Raw genomic sequence first — 25,441 nt, forward strand, 5'->3', positions numbered from 1 at the left:
CATGCGAAGTATTATCCATGGTAATTTTGGCGAACCTGTAGACGTTTTAGAGCAGGCGGATATGCCAAAGCCAGAACCAAAAGCAGGCGAAGTTCGTATTAAAACAATCATGTCTCCAATCCATAACCATGATGTATGGACGGTACGTGGAAGTTATGGCTACAAGCCTACTTTACCTGCTATTGGTGGTAGTGAAGCCGTAGGTATTGTAGATGCGCTGGGTGAAGGCGTTACTCATGTACAGGTAGGACAACGTATTGCAGTTGCAGCTGTGCATGGTAGTTGGGCTGAATACTTTATCGCACCAGCTCAAGGGCTTATTCCATTAAATAATGAAATTGATGACGAAACAGCAGCACAGCTGATTGGTATGCCAATTAGTGCCCTCATGCTGTTGGACTTTGTAAATGTTCAACAGGGTCAATGGTTAATTCAAAACACGGCGAATGGTGCAGTAGGTAAAACGGTTGCGATGATTGCACAGGCACGTGGTTTACCTGTAATTAATTTAGTTCGTCGTACTGATGCAATTGCAGAGATGCAAGCATTAGGCATTCAACATGTTGTAGCAACCGATCAGCCTAATTGGAAAGACCAAGTTAAACAGCTTCATGGTGACCAACCTTTAATTGCTGGCGTGGACTCGATTGGCGGAAGTGCAAGTGGTGAAATGCTGAACTTGCTTAGTGAAAATAGCCTATTGGTTTCGTTTGGCAGTATGACAGGTGAAACCATGCAAATTTCATCTGGTGATCTCATCTTTAAACAAGCAACTGTAAAAGGTTTCTGGGCGAGTGTGGTCAACAAAGAAATGCCAGCAGAACGCAAAAAAGAGCTTATTGTCGAGTTATTAACGCTGGCAACTCAGAAAAAATTAATCCTTCCTGTAGAAGGCGTATTTAGTTTCGATGAGATTAAAACTGCTGCCCAAAAAGCAACCCAAGGTGCTCGTCAAGGCAAAGTATTGTTAAAGCCGTAAAACATTAAAAGATCAGTCGAGAGACTGATCTTTTTTCATATCTTTAAAATAAAAAGGAAAATTGTATGATCGGACAAGTTTTAGTGGGTTTAATTGCAATATTACATGTCTATATTTTAGTGTTAGAGATGTTTTTGTGGGACAAACCCTATGGCATGAAAGCCTTTGGAAATAATGCAGAAAAAGCAAAACTCACCAAAGTCATGGCACAAAACCAAGGTCTTTATAATGGCTTTTTGGCTGCTGGTTTATTCTGGGCTTTATTTGCAGATGCACCGTTTGCGACATCAATTGCCAACTTCTTTTTAGGTTGCGTGCTCATTGCAGGTATCTATGGTGGACTGACAGCCAGTAAAAAGATTATTTATATTCAGGCAGTTCCAGCACTGATTGCTTTGGTCGCTGTTAATTTTCTCTGAAAAGCGCACAATACAGCGTTTTGATATGGAAATGACCAGATAGGATAAGCGCATGTGGGCGTTATTTTTAAAATGTATGTTGGGGGCTGGGGTTGTTCTCATCATTTCGGTTTTATCGAAAAGTAAGGCATTTTATATTGCAGGTTTAGTCCCGCTTTTTCCTACCTTTGCTTTGATTGCTCATGTGATTGTTTATCAGCAAAAAGGAGCTGAGGCTTTACAGAAAACAGCTCTGTTTGGCCTATGGTCACTTATTCCTTACGCCATTTATTTAGTGGCGGTCTATGTACTTGCAACGCGTCTGTCGATGTGGTCGTGTCTAGGTTTGGCAACATTGTGTTGGGTAGTTGCCGCGGCAGGTTTAATTTATGGCTGGCAACTATTTCAGCATTAAAAGATTAAGAGATAGCCCTTAATCTTTTAAATTGAACTAGCTTTATGACGGATCGATAACGCGGGTTCTGAGCATCCCTTCAACTAAATTGATCATCTTTTTGCGAGAAAGAATTCGAGGCAGCTGAGACGTTAAATAGTTGCTACAACCTACAACAAGAGTTGGTTTATTTTTATCTAATGCTGCAACTGTTGCAGATACAACATCGTCTACTGTAGAGCTTTTCATACCGCTGGTATCGGCATTTGCGACCTGAGTAAAATTGGTTTCCGTATTGCCCGGACAAACCGCTAGAAATTTAACACCTGAAGATGAATATTCTCCTGCCAACGCCTCAGTAAATTGTAATACGTAAGATTTACTTGCCCCATAGACAGCAATATAGGGGAGAGGCTGGAATGCACCTGTCGATGAAATATTAATCATGATGCCTTTTTTGTTAGCAAGCATGTGAGGCAAGAATAAATAACATAAAGACGTCACGCTGCTGATATTCAGCGTTATCATTTCTTGATAGGTAGATACAGATTCATCTAGGAATTTAGTCCATTTTCCAAATCCTGCGTTGTTAATTAAAATCTCTACCGATAATTTTCTAGCCCGCACTTCATCAAATAAGGTTTGAGCTGAATTGGATCGAGCTAAATCTAAAACGATAACCTCAACATTTACGTTATATTTTTTTCTAAGTTCATCAGCTAAATCATTCAACTTTTGTTCGGAGCGTGCAGTCAAAATTAAATGAATCCCTAAAGATGCAAGTTTTTGAGCATAGGCTTTGCCTATTCCTGAAGATGCTCCTGTAATTAATGCTGTTAAATTTTTAAATGTAGAAAGATGAGCGCTCATTTTATTTATCCGTAATAAACGAAGTCATTACGATAAACCTTTACCCTAAGGTCAGAGTCAAGCGCTAATTTTGAAAGCTATTTCAAAATTTAATGAGCTGTTTTAAGCCGAAATCTTATGGGTAATATAAGTATCAATAATCTCATTCTCAAGTTGCTTTAAATCTTGTTGTAAACGGGTTAACGCTGCTTTTTGCTCAATAATTTGTTGATTCTTTTTCTGAATGAGCTGTTGTGCAACTTCTACAGGAAATCGATTATTTTTATATTTTAAAGCAGACAAGTCATACAGTTCTGAAAGGCTAAATCCGACAGTTTGCGCGAGGCGAATCATCTTAACCGATTGAACATCAATCGCTTCATAAATACGATAATTTCCCTTTCTTTTTGCCACAGGTAGCAAGCCTAATTTCTCATAATGCCGAATGGCTTTAGGAGTAGCTCCAGTTAAAGATGCTAATTCGCCGATATACATATCTGTCTCGCATTTTATTGAAAATCGATCAGAGTATTGAACCATCTGACCGATTCTTTTGAAGTTTTAAATATGATCTAAACCTAACCATTGTCTTTTGTGGTAGGCGCTATCCCAAAATAACCACTCAAGTTTTGCACCCATGGTGTACGCGGCATGCATTTTATCTAAAGTATCAGCATCACAACGTGCTGCAACTTTATCAACTGTCGCAATGACATTACGAACGGCAGTATGGAACTCTTCGCCTGCATAGGTATCAATCCATGCTTGGTAAGGATTATTAGAAATTGATTTATCTACAATGTCTTTACCGACTTCGGCATAAATCCAGAAGCACGGTAAAAGTGCTGCCAGCACAACAGGATAACTTTCAGACCAAGCAGTTGCGGTTAAAAATGAAGTGTAATGGTGGCCAGCCAAAGTTAATGGCGTATTTTTAAATTCTTCTTTGGTCACACCAAAATTTTTCATGAAGTCATCATGCAAACTGCGTTCAACCACAATCGCAATTTTGGCTGCATCTGAAAATTGCATAATATCGTCAGCTTCAAAAGCCTTAGCTGCTGCAACGGCTAAAACGCGGCCATAAGCAACGAGATATTGAGCATCTTGAATCACATAATGACAAAACGCTTCTTTATCTAAAGTTCCACTGGCAAGTTCCTGATTAAAAGGCAGGTCTAGAATTTTTTGATATAAATTTAAATTACGTTGCCAGAGTTCTTGAGAAAAAAGCATAAAATCATTCCATTTAAAATAAGACAGCTGAACAGGATTTTAAATCAATTTTAAAATACAAAAATAATAATGATAGATATATCTTAGAAAAATATTTAATACGATTAATAAGTTAATTAAAAAATATAAATTTCTTTATTAAACAGAGAGATAAAGTAAAGGGAATAACGGCACAAAACAACATCGTTTTGTGGTTAATTATCGATATAATAGCCACGGTTTTAAGAAAGATTAAATTTAGTTCTTGGTATAGGTCTGATCCATGAAGCATTTCCGATTTTCGATATTTTTTACGGTGGTGTGTTTAGCGCTATCCGCTTATTGGGGTTTTACCCATGGACCTGAAGCAGGCGTGTCTACCATGCTTAAAGCTTTAACGATTACAGCCATTTTAGCTGTAATGGAGGTCTCTTTATCTTTTGACAATGCTGTCGTGAATGCATCGGTTCTACGTAATTGGGATCCTTTCTGGAAAATGCTGTTTTTGACGGTTGGTATTTTAATCGCCGTTTTTGGTATGCGTTTAATTTTCCCAGTGGCGATTGTTGCCGTGACTGCGGATATGGGAATGATTGAAGTGGCTAAATTGGCACTCAACGATCCAAAAACGTATTCTGAACGTTTAATGGCCCACCACGCCGAGATTTCAGCTTTTGGTGGAACATTCCTATTATTGGTTTTCTTAAACTTCTTCTTTGATGAGGAAAAAGAAACGCATTGGTTCAGATGGCTTGAAGCTAAACTTTCTAGCTTAGCTAGCGTACCGGCAATGTCTGTTTTTATTGCTCTCATTGCCATGTTAATTATGGCAGCAAATGTTGATGAGTCGCAGCGCCTTGTTGTGACTATGGCAGGTATTTGGGGCATTGTGGTTTATATCGGTGTAGAAGTATTAAGCCATATGTTAGGCGGTGAACCTGAAATTGATGAAGATGGCAACGCCGTTATGAAAGATGGATCAGGTGCTGCTTCTGGTGTGGTTAAAGCAGGTATCGGTGGCTTCTTATATCTAGAAGTGTTAGATGCATCTTTTAGTTTTGACGGTGTGATTGGTGCATTTGCAATTACCAGCGATGTTGTCGTGATTATGCTTGGTCTTGCTATTGGTGCTATTTTTGTCCGTTCAATGACAGTTTATCTTGTTGAAAAAGGCACGCTAGATGCTTATGTGTTCTTAGAACATGGTGCACATTATGCAATTGGTGCTTTAGCATTCATTATGATTGCAAGTGGTACAGGCGTACACGTACCGGAAGTGGTAACAGGTTTAATAGGTGTAGCATTTATTGTTTGGGCTGTATTTGCTTCAATTCAATATAGTAAACGCCATCCACACTCGTCTTAAGCTAATTTTCAGTAAAGATGTTTAGAATAAAGAGGCTAAATGCCTCTTTATTTTTTTAAGCTGAAATCGTTAATTTAAATAAGGTGTCCCGTATTTTTAGAAACGAATCGGCTTATAATTTGCCTAGTTTGATAAACGTGTATTGATATGATGAATGCTTTGGAACGTCGCTCAACTTTTGCCTTAAGTAGTATTTTTGCGCTACGCATGTTGGGTTTGTTCATGATTATTCCTGTCTTTTCTGTAGTCGGGCAGTCATATCAATATGCAACTCCAGCACTCATTGGTTTGGCTGTGGGTGTCTATGGCTTAAGTCAGGCGATTTTACAGATTCCATTTAGCTTACTTGCTGACCGTTTTAGCCGTAAACCTCTCGTGGTGCTTGGCTTATTACTCTTTGCTCTTGGCGGTGCAATTGCCGGTTTATCTGACACCATTTATGGCGTGATTATTGGTCGTGCCATAGCGGGTGCAGGTGCTGTTTCAGCAGTTGTGATGGCGCTTTTAGCCGATGTCACGCGTGAAGAGCAGCGCACTAAAGCCATGGCTGCCATGGGCATGAGTATTGGTCTGTCTTTTGTGGTGGCTTTTAGTCTTGGACCTTGGCTTACAAGCATTGTGGGTATTTCAGGCCTATTCTTTGTCACGACCATTATGGGCTTAATCGCGATTTTGATGCTATTGCTTGTACCTAAAGTGACTCGTCATCATCGTAATTATCAGCAAGGCTACATGGCACAGCTTAAGCAAGTCATCCAAATGGGTGATTTAAACCGTTTGCATGTCTCGGTTTTTGCATTGCACTTACTGCTTACCGCCATGTTTATTTATGTGCCTTCACAGCTCATCGAGTTTGCACATATTCCTTTAGCAAGTCATGGCCTGGTGTATCTGCCGCTGTTAGTAATTAGTCTGTTCTTTGCATTTCCAAGCATTATCGTGGCTGAAAAATATCGCAAAATGCGAGGAATTTTCTTAACGGCAATTACAGGAATTATTGCAGGTTTGCTGTTACTCATATTTGGCTATCAATCAAAATATGTATTACTCGCAGGCCTAGGTATTTTCTTTATTGCATTTAATGTGATGGAAGCATTATTGCCATCGTGGTTATCAAAATGTGCTCCAATCCAGTCAAAAGCAACTGCTATGGGTGTAAATGCCAGTAGTCAGTTTTTAGGTGCTTTTTTTGGTGGCACACTAGGTGGTCAATTATTGATGTTACATAATACTGCGATTGGATGGAGTGTCTTAACAGGGATTGCTATAATATGGTTGCTAATTAGTTTTGGTTTAGCTCAGCCGCGGTATTTGTCATCGATTGTGTTGCCATTGCCGCAAGTGCAACAGGTGAATGAGTGGACCACACAGCTATTGGCAATTCGTGGTATAGAAGAAGTTGTGGTAATGCCTGACCAGCAAGTTGCTTATATTAAAGTCGATAAACAGTCACTTGATGAGGCTGCGCGACGTGATTTAACGCAGTTGTTCGGTAAAGAGGTAGCCATTTAAGCATAACTCTTATAAAGTAAAACATAGAAATGTATAGGATGAAGACAGCTAATGCGTGGTGTAAATAAGGTTATTTTGGTTGGTACTTTGGGTCGTGATCCTGAAACAAAAACTTTTCCAAATGGGGGTTCGCTGACTCAATTTTCAATCGCGACAAGTGAAGCTTGGACCGATAAAACTTCAGGTGAGCGTAAAGAACAAACAGAATGGCACCGTATTGTTTTGCATAACCGTTTAGGGGAAATTGCTCAGCAGTTCTTACGTAAAGGTTCTAAGGTTTATATTGAAGGTTCATTACGCACGCGTCAGTGGACTGATCAAAATGGTCAAGAGCGCTATACAACAGAAATTCGTGGCGAACAGATGCAAATGTTAGATGGTCGTCAACAAGGTGAACAAGGGTTCGCTGGCGGTAATGATTTTAATCAACCACGTTTTAACGCACCTCAACAAGGTGGTAATGGTTATCAAAATAATAATAACCAAGGTGGTGGTTATAACCAAAATAGTGGTGGCGGCTATGGCAGCAACCCAGCTGGTTTTGGTAATGGTGGCAACAGCCCGCAAGGTGGTGGTTTTGCTCCAAAAGCTCCACAGCAACCAGCTTCTGCACCAGCAGATTTAGACGACGATTTACCGTTCTAAACAAAATTTTAAAAAAGGCGAGTTTATCTCGCCTTTTTTATTACTCAATTCCAAGTAAACGTAACAGTGCTGTACCAGCTGCTGCTAAGCAAATTACCAATAACAGCGGTACTTTTTTCCAAACTAATAAAAGCGCAAATCCAACACCCAATATACGCGCGAATCCAGCGAAGTGCTGGCCTTCAAAAAATGTAGTCGTCACCGCAATAGCGCACAGTAAAACAGTTGCACCATTTGACAATAAAACTTGGTATTTTTCAGAAAAAGTAAATTTGGCACCTAAGTGAAAACCCGCAAAACGGATCCCATATGTTCCAAGTGCTAGCAAGCCTATACCCAAAATAATCAGTAATTGTTGATTCATTTTTTTCTACCAAATATTAAGCCAAAAAGTGAAAGCAGAATTGGAAGTCCTGAGGCCAAAAAAGGTGTGGTAATCAGTGCCAAAGTTGATCCAGCAAATGCAGCTTTTCGAGTAGATTTATTCTTTAAAGCATTAAAAGTAAGTGCAATTAAAATGGCAGGGAAAATGGCATCTAGACCAAATGTTTTTGGGTCTGGAATAGCGGTTCCAATAAAATAACCCGCAGTGACACCGAGTGGCCAACTGAGCATAATGCCTATGCCACATAACCAATAAGCAGCTTTTTTAGTCTCAAAATCAGGCTGTGCCATACCAAACAAAACACTTTCATCGTTCATGATATGGGCCCCGAAATATCGAGAGAATTTACCTCTGATTAATTCATTGACCGCAATACCAAAAGGTAAATGCCGTAAATTGACCAATAGTCCTGCAATTGCAGCAGCAATCGGGCTACCACCTACCGCTAAAAAACCAATAAAGATAAATTCAGCAGTTCCTGCAAGCACAAATATGGATAGGCAAAGCGGGATCCAGAGTGCTAAGCCATAACTTGCAGCGAGTGAACCTAAAGACATACCAACGACACTCGTCGCTAGACACACAAAGAAAATCGAGCGGGTAGTGTCTTTACTAAGTTTCTTAATGAGAGAGTATGTGGTCATAGTCTGATATAACGAACGATTTTCCATTATAATGAATAAGTCTGATTGTTTTGTCAAAACGAACGATCGTTTTTTTTATAGAACGGATGTGGTGAATGTCTCAGCCAATTGAAATTATTGCTAAAGGTTTAAACCGTGAACGCCAAAGAGCAGGGCTTTCTTTGGCAGAGGTTGCTCGTCGTGCAGGCGTTGCAAAATCTACACTTTCACAATTAGAGGCAGGGCAAGGTAACCCAAGCATTGAAACCTTATGGGCACTTTGTGTTGCACTAAATATTCCTTTTGCACGTTTGATGGAAGAACCAAGCAATCAGGTACAAGTGATTCGTTGTGGAGATGGCCCAACCGTTAGCTCTGAGATTGCCAATTACAAGGCAATTTTGTTGGCGACTTGTCCGCCACATGCGCGTCGAGATGTTTATTTACTCATTGTTGAGCCAGGTGAAGACCGTCTTTCAGAGCCACACCCCGTTGGTTCTGTGGAGCATATTATTGTGGTGGAAGGTAAGGCCCTGGTTGGTCTAATTGATGAGGCCGTTGAACTCAGTGTTGGAGACTATATTTGTTACCCTGCTGACCAGAAACATATATTCAGAGCTTTAGAAAAAGGGACAAAAGCTTTATTAATTTCTGAGCAAAACTAAATAATTCCAATCTAATTAAAGTAAAACTTATTCATTTTTAAAATAAAAAATAAAAACCAATTACCCACATGCAATCTAAAAAGAGCCAATTTTGCGTATAAATTTTGCAATTGGCTCTCTCTTTTATTACAAAAATGGCTCTCGTTTCTTCAGGGCCGAAACGACAAATTAAAGCCATTGGAAGTATGCATACGGAAGCGCCGGATAAGCTCAGTGAATTTTCTGTTTTAGGAATTGGGCAAAACGGCTAAATTTTTAGGGGATATAGTTGGCTTCGGAGGATTTCCGAGATTGGCCGATATCCTCCATATATTAAGGAAAATGATATGGCAGCTCATCAAAGTGGTTCTGAAGCCAATCACTCCCAAAGTTTAAAACATGGACTTAAATCACGCCACCTAACGATGATCTCAATTGCAGGGGTTATTGGTGGTTCTCTATTCGTGGGCTCAGGTAGCATTATTTACAATACGGGCCCTGTTGTTTTTCTAACTTATGCTTTGGGTGGTCTACTCGTTTGGTTCATCATGCGTATGTTAGGCGAGATGGCCGTTTTAAACCCAGACAGTGGCTCTTTCTCAACTTATGCAGACCGCGCGATTGGTCGTTGGGCAGGCTTTTCAATTGGCTGGTTGTACTGGTGTACACTCGCAATGCTCATGGGATGGGAAGCTTATGTGGCAGGTAAAATTCTAAACAATTGGTTCCCATTTATACCAATCTGGGCCTATATGGTCGTGGTCATTGTCGCATTGGTCGCAGTCAATTTACAAAACGTGAAAAATTATGGTGAATTTGAGTTCTGGTTTGCGCTCATTAAAGTCATCGCGATTGTTATTTTTCTTGTGATTGGTAGTTTGGCCATCATGCATTTATGGCCTTGGGGTAATCCGGCTGCTTCTGGTATTAGTAACTTAACCTCTCAAGGCTTTATGCCAAATGGAGGGTCATCCGTCATCACTGCATTACTTGGTGTAATGTTTGCCTATATTGGGGCAGAAATTGTCACAGTAGCAGCAGCTGAATCGGCAAATCCCTCTAAAGAAATTCGTAAAGCTTCTAACTCAGTGGTTTGGCGAATTATTTTATTCTATGTGGGATCAATGTTTGTCGCGGTATGCTTAATTCCTCACAACAATGAACTTTTGAAAGATTCGACTTGGGGAACTTATAGCGTAACGTTAAGTGCACTTGGGATTCCAGGGGCTCGCCATATTGTGAATTTTGTGGTGTTAACGTCGGTGTGTAGTTGTTTTAACTCAGCACTTTATACGTGTTCACGTATGTTGTTCTCATTAGCTAAACGTGGTGATGCACCGAAAAGTTTTGGTTCTGTGAACAGTAAAAGCAGCCCGTGGGTTGGCGTAATTGTGTCATGCTTTTTCTCTGTAATTGCCGTGATTTTAACTGCAACCAAGAGTATGGATGTTTATGACTTTTTCATGCTAACGACTGGCGCGGCAACACTGTATGTGTATTTGACCATTGCTTATTCGCAGCTTCGTATGCGTAAAAAACTAGAAGCCGAAGGGGTGAAAATTGACTTTAAAATGTGGATGTTCCCTTATCTGACTTATGTGGTGATCTTTGCAATTATTGGAGCAATTCTCACCATGCTAATTGAAGGCACATATTTCAAAGAAGTAATTTACACCACAGCATTGTTCGGCATTATTGTGTTCTTTGGAATATTGTCGGAAAAACTAGGTTGGGGTAGAGATCGTAGAGAGACCCATCTCACTCATACTCAAGAAGAAAAATTAGTTTAGTATTTTAGAAACTAAAAGAGCCTCACAATGAGGCTCTTTTTTTATTCAGCATGGTGAGATAAAAGAATCAATTCAGGGTTGATACACCTGCTTCACGTAAGCATTGGAGTAGCACACCAAAAGCCATCACCATGTCTTTTTCATTGACGCAGGCAAAGCCCATGAGCAAACCACGTTGTGCGTGGGCATGTGATTGCATGTAATACTGTGAAAGTGGGCGAACTTTGACACCACGTTCAAGTGCAGTGGCTGCAATCGCGACATCATCGCAAGAGTTTGGTAGTTTTAAAACCAGATGTAACCCTGCTGCTTCATCGTATTCGTGGATAAATTCAGGCCCTAGATAGCGTTTAATCAGGCTCACCAAGTAATCACGCCGTTTGCCATAGAGCAGACGCATACGACGAATATGTGCTTCATAATGACCTTCACGAATAAATTCTGCTAAAGCTTTTTGTTCGAGCAAATGCCCACCACGATAGAGTTCAGCTGCCACAATCCGTAGGGGTGAAAAGAGCGGCTTAGGCACTACCAAATAGCCAATTCTTAAAGATGGATAAATGGTTTTGCTGAACGTGCCCATATATAAAACTGGTGCATCATTTTCTAAACCTTGTAAAGATGGATAGGGCTGGCCTGAGAAACGGAATTCACTATCGTAATCATCTTCTACAATCCAGCTATTGTGCTGGCGGGCAATCTCAATCAATTTGCGTCGGCGATCTAGGCTTAAATGTGAACCAAGTGGATATTGATGTGAGGGAGTGACAAAAATGAGTTTAGGTGGTTTAACCGGATTTTCTTCGGGGATAATGCCTTCGGCATCGACTGGCATTGGTTGAATATCAACGCCATTAATACGTAAAGTATTACGCATTCCCCAATAGCCTGGATCTTCAATCCAGATCCGGTCACCAATGTCACTGAGCGCACGTGAGACTAAATCAATCGCTTGGTGAATACCTTCGGTAATAATAATCTGGTCGGCATCGCACTGGACTGAACGGGCAACCCGTAAGTAGTCTGCCAATGCACTTCGAAGTTCAATACATCCGCCCGCGTTGCTATAGATAAGGCGGTTAATGTCTGGCTCACGGCTTAATTTTGCTTGAATACGGCTAAAAATATGATGTGGAAACTCGGTAACGTCCGGAGCTCCTGGTACAAATGCACCCCATTGATGTGGAGACGCTGCGGCATAGCCTAATAAATTTGAACCGCGTTGAGACAAGGCATATGAGTTTTGAACCTTATGAATATTTGTGTTCTTCTTTTCATTTTTTGTATTTAAAAAGCTTTCGGGTAGTTTCTCTGCAACCCATGTGCCATGGCCTGTACGTGCTTCTAAATAGCCTTCAGCCTGTAGTTGTTCGTAGGCAGTAAGAACTGTATTTCTCGAAACATGAATTTCACTGGCCAAATCCCGTGAAGCGGGCAAACGCGTTTTTGGTTGAACCACTCCATCAATAATGGCAGCGCGTAGACAACGAAAAAGTCGCTGATGGAGTTTACCCTCGATGTCCTGTTGGAGCCGTTGTAACAAATGATCTCCAAGTAAACTACGCAATTGGCTCTCTCCTACAGTTAAAAAATGGCTCTCGTCAGTTGCCGCCAGACGAGCGAAATTACATGCATAGGCAGTTGTTGTAAAGCACCCTGAAAATTAAGCACAGGATGTAAAAACTAAAGCTGCAACTGATGATGAAAATATGAGGGAATCAAATGGATAATCAACATTCTGCACTTAACGCACGTAAACAGCAAGCAACTCCACGTGGCGTAGGCGTGATGTGTCAGTGGTATGCGGAAAAAGCTGAAAATGCCACGCTTTGGGACAAGGAAGGCAACCAATTTATCGACTTTGCTGGTGGTATTGCGGTTTTAAATACAGGCCATCGCCACCCTAAAGTGATTGCAGCGGTAACTGAACAACTCACTAAATTTACTCATACTGCCTATCAAGTAACTCCTTATGAGAGCTATGTATCTTTAGCTGAGCGTATTAATGAACGTGCGCCAATTGCAGGCCCTGCCAAGTCAGCTTTTTTCACAACTGGTGCAGAAGCAGTTGAAAATGCGGTGAAGATTGCTCGTTGTTACACTGGTCGTCACGGCATTATCACTTTTGGTAACGGTTTCCACGGTCGTTCATTCATGACGATGGCAATGACAGGTAAAACAGCGCCTTACAAACGTGATTTTGGTGTGATGCCAGCTGGTGTGTTCCACGCACGTTACCCTGTGCCTGCAAAAGGTATTTCGGTTGATGCAGCGATTGAAAGTGTTGAAGATATTTTCAGTGAAGATATTGCACCGCATGATGTTGCAGCGATTGTGCTTGAGCCAGTACAAGGTGAAGGCGGCTTTCATGTTGTACCAGCCGAGTTCTTAAAACGTTTACGCGCAATTTGTGATAAGCACGGTATTTTATTGGTAGCTGACGAAGTTCAGTCTGGTTTTGCACGTACTGGTAAATTGTTTGCAATGAACCATTACGAGACTAAAGCTGACTTGATCACGATGGCGAAAAGCTTAGGTGGTGGTTTCCCAATTTCGGGTGTAGTTGGTCGTGCAGAAGTGATGGATGCACCAAACCCAGGTGGATTAGGTGGTACTTATGCAGGTAGCCCGATTGCGGTTGCTGCTGCGCACGCAGTGATTGATGCGATTGAAGAAGAAAACTTATGCGACCGTGCAAATGAGCTAGGCGCTGAGTTAGTTGTTGCGCTTAAAGAAATTCAGCAAGCAACAGGCAATGTAGTGACGGATATTCGTGCATTAGGTTCAATGGTTGCAGTAGAACTAGAAACTGCTGAGCAAGCAAAAGTTGTACAAAACTATGCAATGGAAAACGGGTTGTTACTTCTTACTTGTGGTAAATACGGTAATGTAATTCGTTTCTTATATCCATTAACCATTCCTGCTGAGCAATTCCGTCAAGGCCTTGATATCCTGAAACAAGGTTTTGCGACACTCAAGGCGGGTAGTGCAAAAGCAATGGAGCAATCTGCATGATTCAAAACAATTTGCAGTATTTATTAAAACATCCTGATATTTCATTAGAAGCGCCTGCATCAAATGATTATATCGAGGTAAATGATGCTGCTACGGGTGAAACTTTGGCATGGGTGAAAACCTATGACCGCGCAGGGGTTGAAGCCGCAATTAACCGTTCAGCAAAAGCGCAAGCTGCTTGGAAAAAGCAAACTGCCTTGGTTCGTGCTGATGTGTTATTGGCATGGTATAACCTCATGCTTGAGCACAAACAAAATCTGGCTCAAATTTTAACAGCCGAACAAGGCAAGCCCTTGGCTGAAGCACGCGGTGAAATTGGTTATGCAGCATCATTTATCCGCTGGTTTGCTGAGCAGGCTCGCCGTGTTGATGGTGAAGTGTTAACACCAACCTTGCCAAACCAACGTCTTTTAGTGATTAAACAAGCGATTGGTGTCACTGCTGCAATTACGCCGTGGAATTTCCCGGCTGCCATGATTACGCGTAAAGCAGGTCCAGCTATTGCCGCGGGTTGTTCAATGTTGGTTAAGCCAGCAGAGCAAACGCCGTTAACAGCTTATGCGCTTGAAGTTTTGGCATTACAAGCAGGCTTACCAGCAGATGTTTTAATTAACATTAGCGGTGATGCGGCTGAAGTGGGCAAAACTTTATGCGAAAGCGATATTGTTCGTAAGTTAAGCTTTACAGGTTCAACCCAAGTTGGTCGTATCTTGATGCAACAATGTGCGCCAACCATTAAAAAGCTTTCACTCGAGCTAGGTGGTAATGCACCAGTTGTGGTGTTTGACGATGCCAATCTTGAACAAGCTGTTCAGGGCATTATGGCAAGTAAATATCGCAACAGCGGTCAAACCTGTGTTTGCGCTAACCGTATTTATGTTCAAGACGGTATTTACGATGCATTGGCTGAGCGTTTGGTTGAAGCGGTGTCTAAGCTTAAAGTTGGCGATGGACGTCAAGAAGGTTCAACTCAAGGGCCTTTAATTGACGAAGATGCGATTGCAAAAGTCCAGTCTCATATTGCAGATGCAACTGAGAAAGGCGCAACAATTCGTATTGGTGGTCAACGCTCGGCACTTGGCGGTACTTTCTTTGAGCCAACAGTTTTAACTGGCGTAACGCAAGACATGAAAGTGTCAAAAGAAGAAACCTTTGGTCCACTTGCACCACTCTTCCGCTTTAAAACTGAAGATGAAGCAGTAGCAATGGCGAACGATACCGAGTTCGGTTTAGCTGCTTATTTGTTTACTCAAAGCACCGCTCGTCAATGGCGCGTTGGTGAAGCACTTGAGTACGGTATGGTCGGCATTAACACGGGCGCGATTTCAAATGAAGTTGCTCCGTTTGGTGGCGTAAAACAGTCTGGTCTAGGCCGCGAAGGTTCAAAATTCGGCATTGAAGAATATGTTGAAATGAAATATCTCTGCGTAGACTTATCTGAGTAAGGAACAAAGCGAGTGCGTTTTGTTCTGAACGAAAACATGCAGCTATGCTGTATGTGATGTTTCACAAAAACCGGTCATGCCCATTCATGACCGGTTTTTTTTAGATAAGATCTGGACTTAGCGTGCTGAATCTAAAACTTCGCTATTTTTAATCACTTCTTGAGCTTTGGTATAGCTTTCAATCAGTAGCTGATAGGCAGGGAAAATTTGAGTATAAACTTGTGCCCATTCAAGTGCGTCATCTGGATTCCATGTTTTTTGAATTTCAGAAGCAACTGCTGCCGTATCCATAGGAACTACACCAGCTTGCACAACACGCGCTAACGTAATTTCTTCCGCCATTTTGCTATAAGTTCCTGAAGCATCAACCACTGCAAAAACTTTATATCCTTCTGCAACCGCACTAATTGCTGGAAAAGCCATACAAACGCTGGTAATTGTCCCTGCAATAATAAGAGTCTTACGACCAGTAGCCTTTACTGCGGCTACAAATTCAGGATTGTCCCAAGCATTGATTTCACCTTTACGGGCGACATATTGTGCATGAGGTGCATTTGCGTGAATTTCTGGAATAAGGGGGCCATTTGGACCTTGTGGAACAGAAGCAGTTGTAATCACTGGAATATTCGACAAGCTTGCGATTTTAGCCAATGCTGCTGCACGGGCACGTAATTCGGTCATTGGCATGTCTGCTACAGTTTGAAATAGACCACTTTGATGATCGATCAAAAGCATGACTGAATCATCTGGATCGATGACTGGACGCTGACCATTGAAGTTTGCTGGAGTTGTCATTGTTATATGCGCTTTGATGAGGGTGTAATTCATATTACAAATAGGATAAATGGCGAAAAATATCTAAAATAGAAATCATTGTCATGCATAAAGAACAACATGGTATGTTTTATATTCAGCTTGCTGAAATACACTGTGATTAATATGAGGATTGCAAAATGAAAGACTTAAATGACCTCTTTTTTTTCGTAAAGATTATTGATTGCGGTGGTTTTTCGGCTGCGAGTCACGAGTTGATGGTGACCAAGTCTTTATTAAGCCGACGTATGGCAGAGCTAGAAAATCGGCTTGGCGTGAAGTTACTCAATAGAACAACCCGCCAAGTCTCGATTACAGAGGTCGGCAAGATTTATTACCAGCACTGTAAGGCAATGCTGATTGAAGCAGAGGCAGCAGAAGAGGCGATTGAATATTTAACATCGGAACCACGTGGCCTAATTAAATTGTCTTGTCCAACAAACTTACTGCACATTAATGTAAGTGCAATGCTCAATGAATTTCTGGCGCTTTATCCTAAAATTAAACTACATGTAGAGGCGACAAACAGAAGAGTCGACCTGATTGATGAAAGATTTGATTTAGCCATTCGAATTCGGCCTTTGCCTTTGCCTGATAGTGATTCTATTGTTCGTGAGCTGGCTTTGGCGCGGCAGTTTGTTGTTGCTAGCCCTAACTTAACCAGTCGATATTTTTCAATCTCACGACCTGAGCAATTAGCCGATTGGCCTATTTTAATGATGGAATCTTTTGCACCCGAATATGCATGGCATCTTTATTCTCAAGACCAACAAGAAGCCACAGTCAAATGTCATCCTCGGTTCACCACTACAGATTTAACAGCTTTAAGAAACGCCACATTACAAGGATTAGGAGTAGCAAAATTACCAGAACTTGTGGTCTATGAAGATCTGGCTAAAGGAACACTCGTGAATGTATTGCCTGAATGGCAATTTCCTCCTGAAATGATTCATTTGGTGTATACAAGCAGGCGTGGATTGTTGCCTTCAGTAAAGTTGTTAATTGATTTTCTTGTAGAAAAGTTTAAAGGACTTAAACAGAATGCATCTGTGCTCTACTAAAAGAAGTACTCAATGCATTATGAAAATGAATAACCTTGAGTGCTTTCAGGCAAACGTCGCAGTTCATCAATCAGCGTTTCAATGAGTTTCTCGACCACAAGACGCTGGCCTTTTCTAGACACATAAACCAGTTGTAGCATGCCAATATTCGATTTCCAGTCAGGAAGAATATGAATAAGTTTGCCTTTACGAATTTCAGATTCAACGGTTAAAAAGGGAAGGTCTGCAATTCCTAAACCATCCATAACGGCATAGTAGACACCTGCCAAGTCATTACTTTTTATTCGTGGTTGATAAGGCACATCAACCGATTCGCCATTGCGAATATTGCATAAATGCCAGATATAATTTTGCTTTTGGGTTCCCAAACTAATACTTGGAAAGTCCTGTAGCTCTGAACAATGTTCAATCGTGCGGCCTTGGAGTAATTCAGGCGAAGCCACTAGACAGTGGTCAGTTTTAATCACATCGCGAACAATTAAATTCGAGTCTTCATTAGGTTCGAAATTGGTCCGAATAGCAAGGTCGATATCATCATGTAAAATATCTACTCGACGGCTTGTAAGCTCAAGAGATATTTCAACTTTAGGATAGGTTTTTAAGAACTGATTTAAAATTTTTCTAATTTGAAAATGCATCATAAGCGGTGGGCAACTCACTTTTATCAACCCTTGAGGTTCGCTTTTTTGCTTTAACAAAACGTTTTCTGCACATTCAACTTGAGCAATAACTTTGCAGCATTCCTCATAAAACTCTTGGCCCAAATCGGTCACTTTAAAATGGCGAGTCGTTCTTTGAATCAGGCTGACATTAAATTTATTTTCAAGGTCAATAATGCGTCTGCTGAGCTTTGATTTACTAATGTTTTCGGCTTCGCTGGCCGCACTAAAGCCGCCGTGTTTTACGACCAAATAGAAATAATAAAAATCATCAAAAGAGCTTATCAATTTCAGATCAATCCATTTAAATGCAAGATTAGAATGCTTAAGCACTCTAATCTTGGTTATGTCATTATTTTTGCGATGTATTAAAGCTGTAGCTAGTCATCAGGTTACGATAATCAGGAATATGATTTGAGAATAATGCACCTAAACCTTCTACATCATTACGCCAGTCACGGTGTAACTCACATGCCATACCGAACCAAGTCATGAGCTGAGCACCTGCTTTTGACATACGGTCCCAAGCAGCATCACGTGTTAATTCATTAAAAGTACCAGAAGCATCGGTAATCACAAACACTTCAAAGCCTTCTGCGAGTGCGGCTAAAGCAGGGAATGCCACACAAACTTCGGTCACAACACCTGCAATAATCAGTTGTTTTTTACCGGTTGCTTTTACGGCTTTTACAAAATCTTCATTGTCCCATGCATTGATTTGACCAGGACGTGGAATAAAAGGAGCATCTGGGAAGAGTTCTTTTAACTCTGGAACTAAAGGACCATTTGGGCCATTTTCGAAACTGGTAGTCAGAATAGTCGGTAAATTGAAATATTTCGCAGCATCGGCAAGTGCTAATACATTATTTTTAAATTTATCTGGATCGATATCTCGAACTAAAGAAAGTAAACCTGCTTGGTGGTCAACTAAAAGAACTGCGGCATTATCCTTGTCTAAACGCACGTAATCTTGAGCCATTTTTTATTTCCTCATGTTATCAAAATGAATGATGAAAAATTATTGAGTAGGTCATCATTGCCTAAAATTATGCTAGTTGAGTTTTATGTTGTGATTAAGTCTAAAAAATAGGATTAAGAATTTTAAAAATAGGACGATAGCCGAGACATATTCTGAAAAGGCACGATTGTCTCATAGATGAAATAATGTGTTGCTAATCCTGATCTATAAACTGCAATTATTGAGGCGTAAAATCAATCCCAGTTCAAGAAAATCCTACATATATAGGAGAGATCAGATGAAGAAATTTCTTGGTGCATATCAAAATAACCAGATGCATTGGGTGGGTGATGGTTTCCCTGTATATAACGTGTTCTCTTATGACCGTTTAGGCCAAACCCTAAGCCCATTTTTGCTACTGGATTATGCAGCGCCTTATACCTTCTCACCAACGACTGAGCAGCAAGGTGTAGGTTCACATCCTCACCGCGGTTTTGAAACGGTAACGATTGCCTACCAAGGTGAAGTGACGCATAAAGACTCAAGCGGTGGCGGCGGAACCATTAAAACTGGTGATGTGCAATGGATGACGGCAGGTGCAGGCGTGTTACATGAAGAGTTCCATTCTCCTGAATTTGCAGAGCATGGCGGTCTTTTTGAGATGGTGCAATTGTGGGTAAATTTACCTGCCAATTCAAAAATGACTCCTGGAAAATACCAAGCGATTGAAGCCAAAGATATTCCAGACATTGCACTAGACGAGCACGGTAGTCACTTGCGTGTTATTGCAGGTGAATATGCAGATGCACAAGGTGCAGCAACTACTTTTAGTCCATTAAATGTATGGGATGGTAAATTGGTTAAAGGCCAAAAACATACCCTTTATGTGCCTGAAGGTCATACCACGCTTGTTGTGGTGTTGGATGGGGCAGTTGTGGTTAATGACTCAAACCGTCTTGAAGGTAAAACCGTTGCGATTTTATCTCGTGAAGGCGTTGAGTTTAGCCTAAATGCAGAAGAAGACACTAAATTTTTGGTGTTAACAGGTCAACCGCTTAATGAGCCAATTGAAGGTTATGGACCATTTGTCATGAATACCAAAGCCGAGATTATGGAAGCGATTAATGATTTTAATCGTGGAAAATTTGGTTCACTCATGCAAGAAGGATAAATTGCTCTCGATTAGCCGTTAAAGCAAAGTAATAAAAAGCCCGCTATCAAGTGTGAATAGCGGGCTTTTTCGCTGTAAAGGTTCTGTTTTTATGATGGTTGTCATTGTTGTCTTGGCATTGTTTTATGTGACTTGCTTCTCATTATTATGGGGTAATGATATCCAAAAAAATAACAGTTGTAAAACGAATGATATAAATATAGTTAAATTATCTTATTTTATTTAAAAGATTTTTTTAAATTTTCAAAAAATATAAGGTCTTATGTGTTTCATTGTTATTGTAAGAAAATATAAAAAATGAGTGGGACGAAAAACTAAATATTTTCTATATAAATTGATGCAAAAAATAAAAATCTGGTAGTTTTTAATACGGTGTTTTTTTAGGGTATGAGTGATAATCAAAAAAATTCTCAAAGAATGGGACATCATTTTGAATATCGCAATTATTGGCAGTGGAATGGCAGGTCTTGCGGCAGCAAGAATTCTGAAAGATGCAGGGCATACGATCACGATATTTGAAGCACTTCCTGGCCGGGGAATGGATAGCCATAGCATTGAGTTCGACGGTGGAATTATTGATGCACCATTGCGTGTGATGAATCCACATTTGTGGAAGAACACGCTCAGTCTTGCTGCTCATTTAGGCATTAAAACTTTCCCAGTTCGTACTTATATGTCATGTAGCTGGTTATTCGAAGATCGTACGGAAACATGGTTAACCACATCTCGTAGCCGTATTGGTAATTTCCCAATTATCAATAACCGTAAAGGCATCCAGCAATATGGCTGGCGTCTTGTAAAAGGGATGTTGCAATTAAAAACTGCGATTCATCAGTTTTTCAAATCTAAAAATCAAGATATTACTCTCGCTGAATTTATTAATCAGAACGATATAGAAGAAGTATTCTGGCATGGTGTTGTAATGCCAGTGCTATATACCATTTGTACCTGTAATCCAAAAACAATTGGCGACTGGCCTGCAAAAAATCTACTTGAGTTTTTACGTCACTTAACTGATGGCGACATGCTGTTACGTATGAAAGGTGGTACACCTGCATTTGTAGATAGTTTAATTAAAGATATCGACATCCATAGCGGATCAGCGATTAAGAAAGTTGAATTACAAGGTGAAAAAGTACTGGTTGAAAACAGCCAAGGTGAACAGAACTTATTTGATCGGGTGATTGTTGCAACGCCAACATCTAAGATCGATGAGTTTTTAAACCCTGAACAATTTGCTGAAGATATGAAGCTGCTGAAGCAATTCCGTTTTGAGCAAGGTGATCTTGTGATTCATACAGATGCCACAGTAATGCCACCACGCCGTAAAGACTGGTCAGTGCTTAGCTATATGATGGATCGTAAGTTTACGCGTCAGCAATTCACAGTTTGGATGAATGCAGTTGAACCAACACTGGTTGGTAAAAATCCTGTATTCCAGACTTGGCGTCCAGTCACTGATATTGACCCTAAAAAAGTCATTTCAAAAGTGACACTAACGCGTGCAGTTGTAGACTCGCAAACAATTGCTTTAAATAAAGAATTGCAACAACGTCATTTAGACTTAAACCGTAAAGTATTCTACTGTGGTTCATGGTCATGTGATGGCTTGCCAATTTTAGAGTCAGCAGTGACTTCTGCAATGCACATTGCTGAAATTTTAGGCGCACCTTTACCATTTGTAGGTTTAAAACCTCAAGTTGAAGTTGCTCCTGAGCTCGGTTACTAAAATTGTGAAAACAAAAGTTCGAGCAGCTCTTTCTCGATTGATTCCCCATAAATATGCAATTGATGCATCAAGCTTGGGAGATGATGGAGAGCTTGCTTGGACAAATTTGGGTTTTTGGAAAAATACCCAAAACTACCGTGAAGCTTGTTGCCAATTGGCTGACCATTTGGCACAAGCTGTCAATTTAAATTCAAAAGATCATCTCTTAGATTTAGGCTGTGGACAGGGTGCAAGTTTATTGCACTGGTTACAACACTATCAGCCCAAAAGCCTTAGTGCAGTTGACCTACAAGCTAAATGCGTTAATAAAATTCAAAAACTTATTCCTGAAATAAACCAGATTTACATGGGTTCATTTTTAAATTTAAAACAATTTGAATTTAAACAACGCTTCGATGTGGTGTTGTGTATCGACGCGGCTTATCACAGCAATTTAAATTCATTTCTAGATTCAGTCACTCCAGTTTTAAATTCAAAAGGCCGATTAGGTTTTCATTACTTAATGAAAGCTGATTCATGTCAAAACATGACAGTCTTACAAGAACAAAAGTATCGCTATCTGCTTAAAGCGGCAGACGTGGTTTGGGACAATGTGCCAAACGAGAAAACGCTAAGAAATGCTTTAGAACAACAAGGTTTTGTCGATATTCAAATTGAAGATTTATCAGAACCTGTATTACTCGGTTTTTCGCAATATATTCAAAATCAACAAGGCCAAAACCAAAGCGGCGGGTTGGCAAATTTTAAAATTCAAATGACTGCAAAGTTATGCCAACAACTCTACCAAGCTGGATATGTACGTTATATTCAAATCACAGCAATAAAAAAATAGGATGAGCTATGTCAGCCAAATATCAGGGATCGTGTTTGTGTGGAGCTGTAAGTTATCAAAGTGAAGCGGAGCCACGTTATAGCTTTAATTGTCACTGTCGAGATTGCCAGAAGGCGACGGGTTCGGCATATGCACCAATCGCTTTTTTTCACCAATCTGAATTGAAAGTAAGTGGCGAGCTTAAATATTTTGAGACTTTAGGATCTTCTGGCCGACCTATTAAACGAGCGTTTTGCCCGACTTGTGGTTCTCAGCTTTTTGGCTTACCTGAAATTGCGCCTGAAATGATTTCAATACGTGCAGGTACTTTGGATGATCCGAGTCTCTATCAGCCTAGGGCGGAAGTCTTTGTGAGCCAAGCCTATAATTGGGATACGCTCAACCCAAACCTTAGGCACTTTGAAAAAATGATAGAGAAGAGCAAGAAATAAAACTTAATTAAAGAAGCCAAATATTCCTAAAATACAGATTAAAATAACGCTACTCATCGCTAGAAATAATATAGTTTTTCTAAATTTTAGCTGAGGCATTTTACTTACAATGAAAATAAGGCATGTAAGTATGATCACTAAAGGTTGAAAAAGATTTGATGGTAGAGTAGACATCTCGTTCCTTGTTGTTTTTAAATTTATTTTAGAAATAAAGTGAAAGGTTCATTATATATTTTTCTTATCTAATTGACGAACTGAACTTTTTGAAAATTCATATTTTCAGTTTTTTTTAATAGGTAAATCGAGTTTTAAATTTAAAAGAACCATGTACGCTTTTTCGTACATTCATTCGGGAAATTTGCGTCTTTCTATGACTTCATAAATTACCTATGATGCACTTAACGGGAACAGGAAGTTCCAAAACGTAAAACAACAACAATAAGTTTAAGCATCAGGACGTGAGGTATTACAGGAAGTGTACCTAGTAACGAAATACGAAAAAAGCCCAACAGGATGTTGGGCTTTTTTCATTTTGTATTAACGAATTTCTTTTCCACCTAAGGCTGCACAATCAACAGGTGTATTCCATTTCACAGCAGTTCCTGTGAGTACAGGACGAACAATACGCCACGGCCAGAAACCAATTCTTTGGCTTTGATGATAATTAATCACCACATCTGCACCATATTTACGGGCAACAATGGCTAATTTAGGTTTTATTTCTTCAAACCCACCATATGTTCCTTTCGCGACTTTGACTCGTTTAATTAATTTATAGTGTTCTGCTGAAGGAGTACCCTCAATTAAGCAAATTGGTGGGTTTGCAACATTTTGAATTTGAGATGTGGTGTCTTGGGCATATGTTGTTAAAGGCAACGTTAGAAATAAAGCAGGTAAAATAAAACGGAGTTTCATATTTTTCCTTGTTGGTATCTTAATGAATTAAAGTTTATAAAATAGGTCTTATTAACATGACCTTATTTGGGGGCGCATTATAATCTTATCTTTTTTAATATTTCTTATTTTAATCCTATATTTTTTAATAAATTAGCGGCATCATATTTCGCTTTTAAAAGAATAAATTAGTTTTAGAAAGTTATTTTGAAGCTCAGATTTATAATAAGTGTTTATCGAATTTAAAAAACAAAGTTTTTGACAAGAGTTTTTTCTCGAAAAGATATTCTTTAAAACTATTATTAATATGTTTTGCCTAAAATTATAGCAGCGGCAAAAGAGATGGTTACTGAATTAGAGAAATATGAAAAATAATTTGAGGTGGTGTAGATCACTAGGTCTGCACTCAATTTTTTGGAAATACTTATAAGTATTTGTGTATTTCAAAACCTACAGACAACAAAAAACCCCATAAATTAAATATTCATGAGGTTTAATGATGGTGCCGGCACACGGATTCGAACTGTGGACCTACTGATTACAAGTCAGTTGCTCTACCAACTGAGCTATGCCGGCGATGTGGAATGAATTTTACAGTTTCTTAAAAAAAATACAAGCCAAAAAATGAGCAGTTAGATGATTTTTCACATCTGATAATGAAAGATAGTTTAAAGAATTGGATGGGAAGGAATGAGTCGTTGTTCACGTGCTAAGTCAATGAAAGCACGCAATGCGGCACTCGGGTGTTTTCCTTGTGGGTAATATAAGCATAAACCAGCATAGAGAGGCGTCCAGTCCTCCAAAACCCTTACCAGTTTACCTTGTTCGATGAGCGGAGCTACAAACCAATGTCCTGTGTAGGCCAAGCCAATACCAGATAAAGCACTGTCAATGGCTAACATATAGGTGTCAATTGAGAGAGGTCCTGAAACATCCACAGTTAAAGATTCATTGTGTTGGGAAAACTCCCATTTATAAATTTTACCGCTAGGCAATCGTAGACGGATGCATTGATGTTTTAACAAATCAGAAGGTATGTGGGGGATGCCATGTGTATTTAGATAAGTTGGGGCTGCAACTACGGCCATGGATTGCTTTGGGCCTATTTCAATAGCAACCATATCTTGTGGGACGGTACTTGAGAAACGTATGCCAGCATCAAAACCTTCTTTTACAATGTCAATAAACTCTCCATCAGAAACGAGATCAACTCGTACATCTGGATAGCGACGTATATATTCAATGATTACAGAATGAAGAATTTGCCGAGACATGCCTTCTTCCGCATTGATTCTTAATGTTCCTGAGGGAGTGGCACGACGGTCTAATGTCTCTTGCACAGCAAGATCAATTTGTTCTAAGGCGGGTGTAATACGCGTTAAAAACTGTAGACCTGCTTCGGTCAGTGAAACACTACGGGTTGTACGGTTAAATAATCGTATCCCTAAATTATGTTCTAGCTGAGCAATATTTCGGCTGAGTGCTGAAGATGACATATCTAATTCAACGGCGGCTGACCGAAAATTACGGTGGTTGGCCAGAGCGATCACAGCTTTTAGGTCCGTTAGACTTGTGTTATTCATTGTCCCGATTTATGCATTAATTCATCCCATATTATCCCTCTTATAACAAG

At 40.1% G+C, this 25,441-nt stretch carries 26 protein-coding genes and 1 tRNA gene; 15 read left to right on the forward strand and 12 right to left on the reverse strand.

The genetic code is table 11. From position 1 onward, the window contains the following. Position 1 precedes the first annotated feature (1 nt). From AC07M3_RS07510 to AC07M3_RS07520, 3 genes are all read left to right on the forward strand, one after another. Positions 2-979 carry a zinc-binding dehydrogenase gene (locus AC07M3_RS07510; RefSeq protein WP_494567043.1) on the forward strand — a complete coding sequence of 326 codons (978 nt, stop codon included), beginning with the start codon at positions 2-4 and terminating at the stop codon, positions 977-979. Between the two features lie 65 nt (positions 980-1,044). Next, positions 1,045-1,398, forward strand: a complete 354-nt coding sequence (locus AC07M3_RS07515) for a DUF1304 domain-containing protein (RefSeq protein WP_004639914.1) — start codon at positions 1,045-1,047, stop codon at positions 1,396-1,398. 52 nt (positions 1,399-1,450) lie between these two features. Then, a complete protein-coding gene (locus AC07M3_RS07520) occupies positions 1,451-1,792 on the forward strand; it encodes a GlpM family protein (protein WP_003654014.1) in 342 nt (113 codons plus the stop codon). Between the two features lie 42 nt (positions 1,793-1,834). On the opposite strand, the gene AC07M3_RS07525 is transcribed toward AC07M3_RS07520, so the two are convergent. The 3 genes from AC07M3_RS07525 to tenA form a co-directional block, all read right to left on the reverse strand. Continuing rightward, on the reverse strand, positions 1,835-2,641 hold the full coding sequence (locus AC07M3_RS07525; RefSeq protein WP_494567042.1) for an SDR family NAD(P)-dependent oxidoreductase: 807 nt from the start codon (positions 2,639-2,641) through the stop codon (positions 1,835-1,837). A gap of 102 nt (positions 2,642-2,743) precedes the next feature. Further along, entirely contained in the window at positions 2,744-3,115 is a 372-nt protein-coding gene (locus AC07M3_RS07530) for a MerR family transcriptional regulator (RefSeq protein WP_132070569.1), read from the reverse strand. A 66-nt stretch (positions 3,116-3,181) separates the two neighbouring features. Continuing rightward, positions 3,182-3,856, reverse strand: a complete 675-nt coding sequence (gene tenA / locus AC07M3_RS07535) for a thiaminase II (RefSeq protein WP_132070567.1) — start codon at positions 3,854-3,856, stop codon at positions 3,182-3,184. A gap of 262 nt (positions 3,857-4,118) precedes the next feature. Between tenA and AC07M3_RS07540 the strand changes: the two genes are divergently transcribed. The 3 genes from AC07M3_RS07540 (at position 4,119) to ssb (ending at position 7,358) form a co-directional block, all read left to right on the forward strand. Then, positions 4,119-5,201, forward strand: coding sequence for a DUF475 domain-containing protein (locus tag AC07M3_RS07540; protein ID WP_042895695.1), 1,083 nt, complete (start codon positions 4,119-4,121; stop codon positions 5,199-5,201). A gap of 147 nt (positions 5,202-5,348) precedes the next feature. Then, positions 5,349-6,713: an MFS transporter gene (locus tag AC07M3_RS07545; protein ID WP_132070565.1), complete on the forward strand. Its 1,365-nt coding sequence runs from the start codon at positions 5,349-5,351 to the stop codon at positions 6,711-6,713. Positions 6,714-6,764: 51 nt separating this feature from the next. After that, positions 6,765-7,358: a single-stranded DNA-binding protein gene (gene ssb, locus AC07M3_RS07550; protein WP_004639902.1), complete on the forward strand. Its 594-nt coding sequence runs from the start codon at positions 6,765-6,767 to the stop codon at positions 7,356-7,358. A gap of 40 nt (positions 7,359-7,398) precedes the next feature. Here ssb and AC07M3_RS07555 read toward each other — a convergent pair whose 3' ends face one another. Continuing rightward, a complete protein-coding gene (locus tag AC07M3_RS07555) occupies positions 7,399-7,722 on the reverse strand; it encodes an AzlD domain-containing protein (RefSeq protein WP_045433646.1) in 324 nt (107 codons plus the stop codon). Next, positions 7,719-8,414: an AzlC family ABC transporter permease gene (locus AC07M3_RS07560; protein WP_494567041.1), complete on the reverse strand. Its 696-nt coding sequence runs from the start codon at positions 8,412-8,414 to the stop codon at positions 7,719-7,721. The genes AC07M3_RS07555 and AC07M3_RS07560 overlap by 4 nt, the downstream gene beginning before the upstream one ends. A gap of 68 nt (positions 8,415-8,482) precedes the next feature. On the opposite strand from AC07M3_RS07560, the gene AC07M3_RS07565 reads away from it, so the two are divergent. Beyond that, the gene (locus tag AC07M3_RS07565; protein ID WP_005044199.1) at positions 8,483-9,031 is read left to right on the forward strand and encodes a helix-turn-helix domain-containing protein; all 549 of its coding nucleotides are present in this window, start codon (positions 8,483-8,485) and stop codon (positions 9,029-9,031) included. Between the two features lie 326 nt (positions 9,032-9,357). After that, positions 9,358-10,800, forward strand: a complete 1,443-nt coding sequence (locus tag AC07M3_RS07570; protein WP_133747355.1) for an amino acid permease — start codon at positions 9,358-9,360, stop codon at positions 10,798-10,800. 67 nt (positions 10,801-10,867) lie between these two features. On the opposite strand, the gene pdxR is transcribed toward AC07M3_RS07570, so the two are convergent. Then, a complete protein-coding gene (gene pdxR / locus AC07M3_RS07575; protein ID WP_005038096.1) occupies positions 10,868-12,367 on the reverse strand; it encodes a MocR-like pyridoxine biosynthesis transcription factor PdxR in 1,500 nt (499 codons plus the stop codon). A 155-nt stretch (positions 12,368-12,522) separates the two neighbouring features. On the opposite strand from pdxR, the gene gabT reads away from it, so the two are divergent. Both gabT and AC07M3_RS07585 read left to right on the forward strand, forming a co-directional pair. Next, on the forward strand, positions 12,523-13,815 hold the full coding sequence (gabT, locus tag AC07M3_RS07580; protein WP_494567040.1) for a 4-aminobutyrate--2-oxoglutarate transaminase: 1,293 nt from the start codon (positions 12,523-12,525) through the stop codon (positions 13,813-13,815). Continuing rightward, positions 13,812-15,260: an NAD-dependent succinate-semialdehyde dehydrogenase gene (locus AC07M3_RS07585; protein WP_494567039.1), complete on the forward strand. Its 1,449-nt coding sequence runs from the start codon at positions 13,812-13,814 to the stop codon at positions 15,258-15,260. The genes gabT and AC07M3_RS07585 overlap by 4 nt, the downstream gene beginning before the upstream one ends. A gap of 117 nt (positions 15,261-15,377) precedes the next feature. Here the strand turns inward: AC07M3_RS07585 and AC07M3_RS07590 are convergent, their stop codons facing one another. Beyond that, positions 15,378-16,055 carry an isochorismatase family protein gene (locus AC07M3_RS07590; RefSeq protein WP_494567038.1) on the reverse strand — a complete coding sequence of 226 codons (678 nt, stop codon included), beginning with the start codon at positions 16,053-16,055 and terminating at the stop codon, positions 15,378-15,380. Between the two features lie 158 nt (positions 16,056-16,213). Between AC07M3_RS07590 and AC07M3_RS07595 the strand changes: the two genes are divergently transcribed. Next, positions 16,214-17,134: a LysR substrate-binding domain-containing protein gene (locus tag AC07M3_RS07595; RefSeq protein ID WP_494567037.1), complete on the forward strand. Its 921-nt coding sequence runs from the start codon at positions 16,214-16,216 to the stop codon at positions 17,132-17,134. Between the two features lie 17 nt (positions 17,135-17,151). Here AC07M3_RS07595 and AC07M3_RS07600 read toward each other — a convergent pair whose 3' ends face one another. After that, on the reverse strand, positions 17,152-18,126 hold the full coding sequence (locus AC07M3_RS07600) for a LysR substrate-binding domain-containing protein (RefSeq protein WP_494567036.1): 975 nt from the start codon (positions 18,124-18,126) through the stop codon (positions 17,152-17,154). A 19-nt stretch (positions 18,127-18,145) separates the two neighbouring features. Beyond that, entirely contained in the window at positions 18,146-18,772 is a 627-nt protein-coding gene (gene ycaC, locus AC07M3_RS07605) for an isochorismate family cysteine hydrolase YcaC (RefSeq protein WP_003653981.1), read from the reverse strand. 277 nt (positions 18,773-19,049) lie between these two features. Here ycaC and AC07M3_RS07610 point away from each other — a divergent pair, with 277 nt between their 5' ends. The 4 genes from AC07M3_RS07610 to AC07M3_RS07625 all read left to right on the forward strand — a co-directional run bounded on the left by AC07M3_RS07610 (position 19,050) and on the right by AC07M3_RS07625 (position 22,914). Then, positions 19,050-19,922, forward strand: a complete 873-nt coding sequence (locus AC07M3_RS07610) for a pirin family protein (protein WP_494567035.1) — start codon at positions 19,050-19,052, stop codon at positions 19,920-19,922. 430 nt (positions 19,923-20,352) lie between these two features. After that, positions 20,353-21,651, forward strand: coding sequence for an FAD-dependent oxidoreductase (locus AC07M3_RS07615; RefSeq protein ID WP_044425777.1), 1,299 nt, complete (start codon positions 20,353-20,355; stop codon positions 21,649-21,651). Between the two features lie 4 nt (positions 21,652-21,655). Then, on the forward strand, positions 21,656-22,483 hold the full coding sequence (locus AC07M3_RS07620; protein ID WP_494567034.1) for an SAM-dependent methyltransferase: 828 nt from the start codon (positions 21,656-21,658) through the stop codon (positions 22,481-22,483). 8 nt (positions 22,484-22,491) lie between these two features. Then, a complete protein-coding gene (locus AC07M3_RS07625) occupies positions 22,492-22,914 on the forward strand; it encodes a GFA family protein (RefSeq protein ID WP_092708342.1) in 423 nt (140 codons plus the stop codon). A gap of 537 nt (positions 22,915-23,451) precedes the next feature. Here the strand turns inward: AC07M3_RS07625 and AC07M3_RS07630 are convergent. The 3 genes from AC07M3_RS07630 to AC07M3_RS07640 form a co-directional block, all read right to left on the reverse strand. Next, entirely contained in the window at positions 23,452-23,829 is a 378-nt protein-coding gene (locus AC07M3_RS07630) for a hypothetical protein (RefSeq protein ID WP_494567033.1), read from the reverse strand. Between the two features lie 479 nt (positions 23,830-24,308). After that, a tRNA-Thr gene (locus AC07M3_RS07635) sits at positions 24,309-24,384 on the reverse strand. 92 nt (positions 24,385-24,476) lie between these two features. Next, complete coding sequence (locus AC07M3_RS07640; protein ID WP_494567032.1) at positions 24,477-25,391, reverse strand: LysR family transcriptional regulator; 915 nt, start codon at positions 25,389-25,391, stop codon at positions 24,477-24,479. Positions 25,392-25,441 lie beyond the last annotated feature (50 nt).

It is taken from the genome of Acinetobacter sp. GW821-FHT09D10, from assembly GCF_059416285.1.

Bases quoted from the DNA above. Each gene is read 5' to 3' on its own strand.
- AC07M3_RS07590 (WP_494567038.1), bottom strand. From the start codon at position 16,055: ATGACAACTCCAGCAAACTTCAATGGTCAGCGTCCAGTCATCGATCCA.
- ycaC (WP_003653981.1), bottom strand. From the start codon at position 18,772: ATGGCTCAAGATTACGTGCGTTTAGACAAGGATAATGCCGCAGTTCTT.
- AC07M3_RS07640 (WP_494567032.1), bottom strand. From the start codon at position 25,391: ATGAATAACACAAGTCTAACGGACCTAAAAGCTGTGATCGCTCTGGCC.
- AC07M3_RS07510 (WP_494567043.1), top strand. From the start codon at position 2: ATGCGAAGTATTATCCATGGTAATTTTGGCGAACCTGTAGACGTTTTA.
- AC07M3_RS07560 (WP_494567041.1), bottom strand. From the start codon at position 8,414: ATGGAAAATCGTTCGTTATATCAGACTATGACCACATACTCTCTCATT.
- AC07M3_RS07595 (WP_494567037.1), top strand. From the start codon at position 16,214: ATGAAAGACTTAAATGACCTCTTTTTTTTCGTAAAGATTATTGATTGC.
- ssb (WP_004639902.1), top strand. From the start codon at position 6,765: ATGCGTGGTGTAAATAAGGTTATTTTGGTTGGTACTTTGGGTCGTGAT.
- AC07M3_RS07545 (WP_132070565.1), top strand. From the start codon at position 5,349: ATGATGAATGCTTTGGAACGTCGCTCAACTTTTGCCTTAAGTAGTATT.
- AC07M3_RS07555 (WP_045433646.1), bottom strand. From the start codon at position 7,722: ATGAATCAACAATTACTGATTATTTTGGGTATAGGCTTGCTAGCACTT.
- AC07M3_RS07515 (WP_004639914.1), top strand. From the start codon at position 1,045: ATGATCGGACAAGTTTTAGTGGGTTTAATTGCAATATTACATGTCTAT.
- AC07M3_RS07520 (WP_003654014.1), top strand. From the start codon at position 1,451: ATGTGGGCGTTATTTTTAAAATGTATGTTGGGGGCTGGGGTTGTTCTC.
- AC07M3_RS07530 (WP_132070569.1), bottom strand. From the start codon at position 3,115: ATGTATATCGGCGAATTAGCATCTTTAACTGGAGCTACTCCTAAAGCC.
- AC07M3_RS07625 (WP_092708342.1), top strand. From the start codon at position 22,492: ATGTCAGCCAAATATCAGGGATCGTGTTTGTGTGGAGCTGTAAGTTAT.
- AC07M3_RS07540 (WP_042895695.1), top strand. From the start codon at position 4,119: ATGAAGCATTTCCGATTTTCGATATTTTTTACGGTGGTGTGTTTAGCG.
- AC07M3_RS07610 (WP_494567035.1), top strand. From the start codon at position 19,050: ATGAAGAAATTTCTTGGTGCATATCAAAATAACCAGATGCATTGGGTG.
- AC07M3_RS07570 (WP_133747355.1), top strand. From the start codon at position 9,358: ATGGCAGCTCATCAAAGTGGTTCTGAAGCCAATCACTCCCAAAGTTTA.
- gabT (WP_494567040.1), top strand. From the start codon at position 12,523: ATGGATAATCAACATTCTGCACTTAACGCACGTAAACAGCAAGCAACT.
- AC07M3_RS07525 (WP_494567042.1), bottom strand. From the start codon at position 2,641: ATGAGCGCTCATCTTTCTACATTTAAAAATTTAACAGCATTAATTACA.
- tenA (WP_132070567.1), bottom strand. From the start codon at position 3,856: ATGCTTTTTTCTCAAGAACTCTGGCAACGTAATTTAAATTTATATCAA.
- AC07M3_RS07585 (WP_494567039.1), top strand. From the start codon at position 13,812: ATGATTCAAAACAATTTGCAGTATTTATTAAAACATCCTGATATTTCA.
- AC07M3_RS07630 (WP_494567033.1), bottom strand. From the start codon at position 23,829: ATGAAACTCCGTTTTATTTTACCTGCTTTATTTCTAACGTTGCCTTTA.
- AC07M3_RS07565 (WP_005044199.1), top strand. From the start codon at position 8,483: ATGTCTCAGCCAATTGAAATTATTGCTAAAGGTTTAAACCGTGAACGC.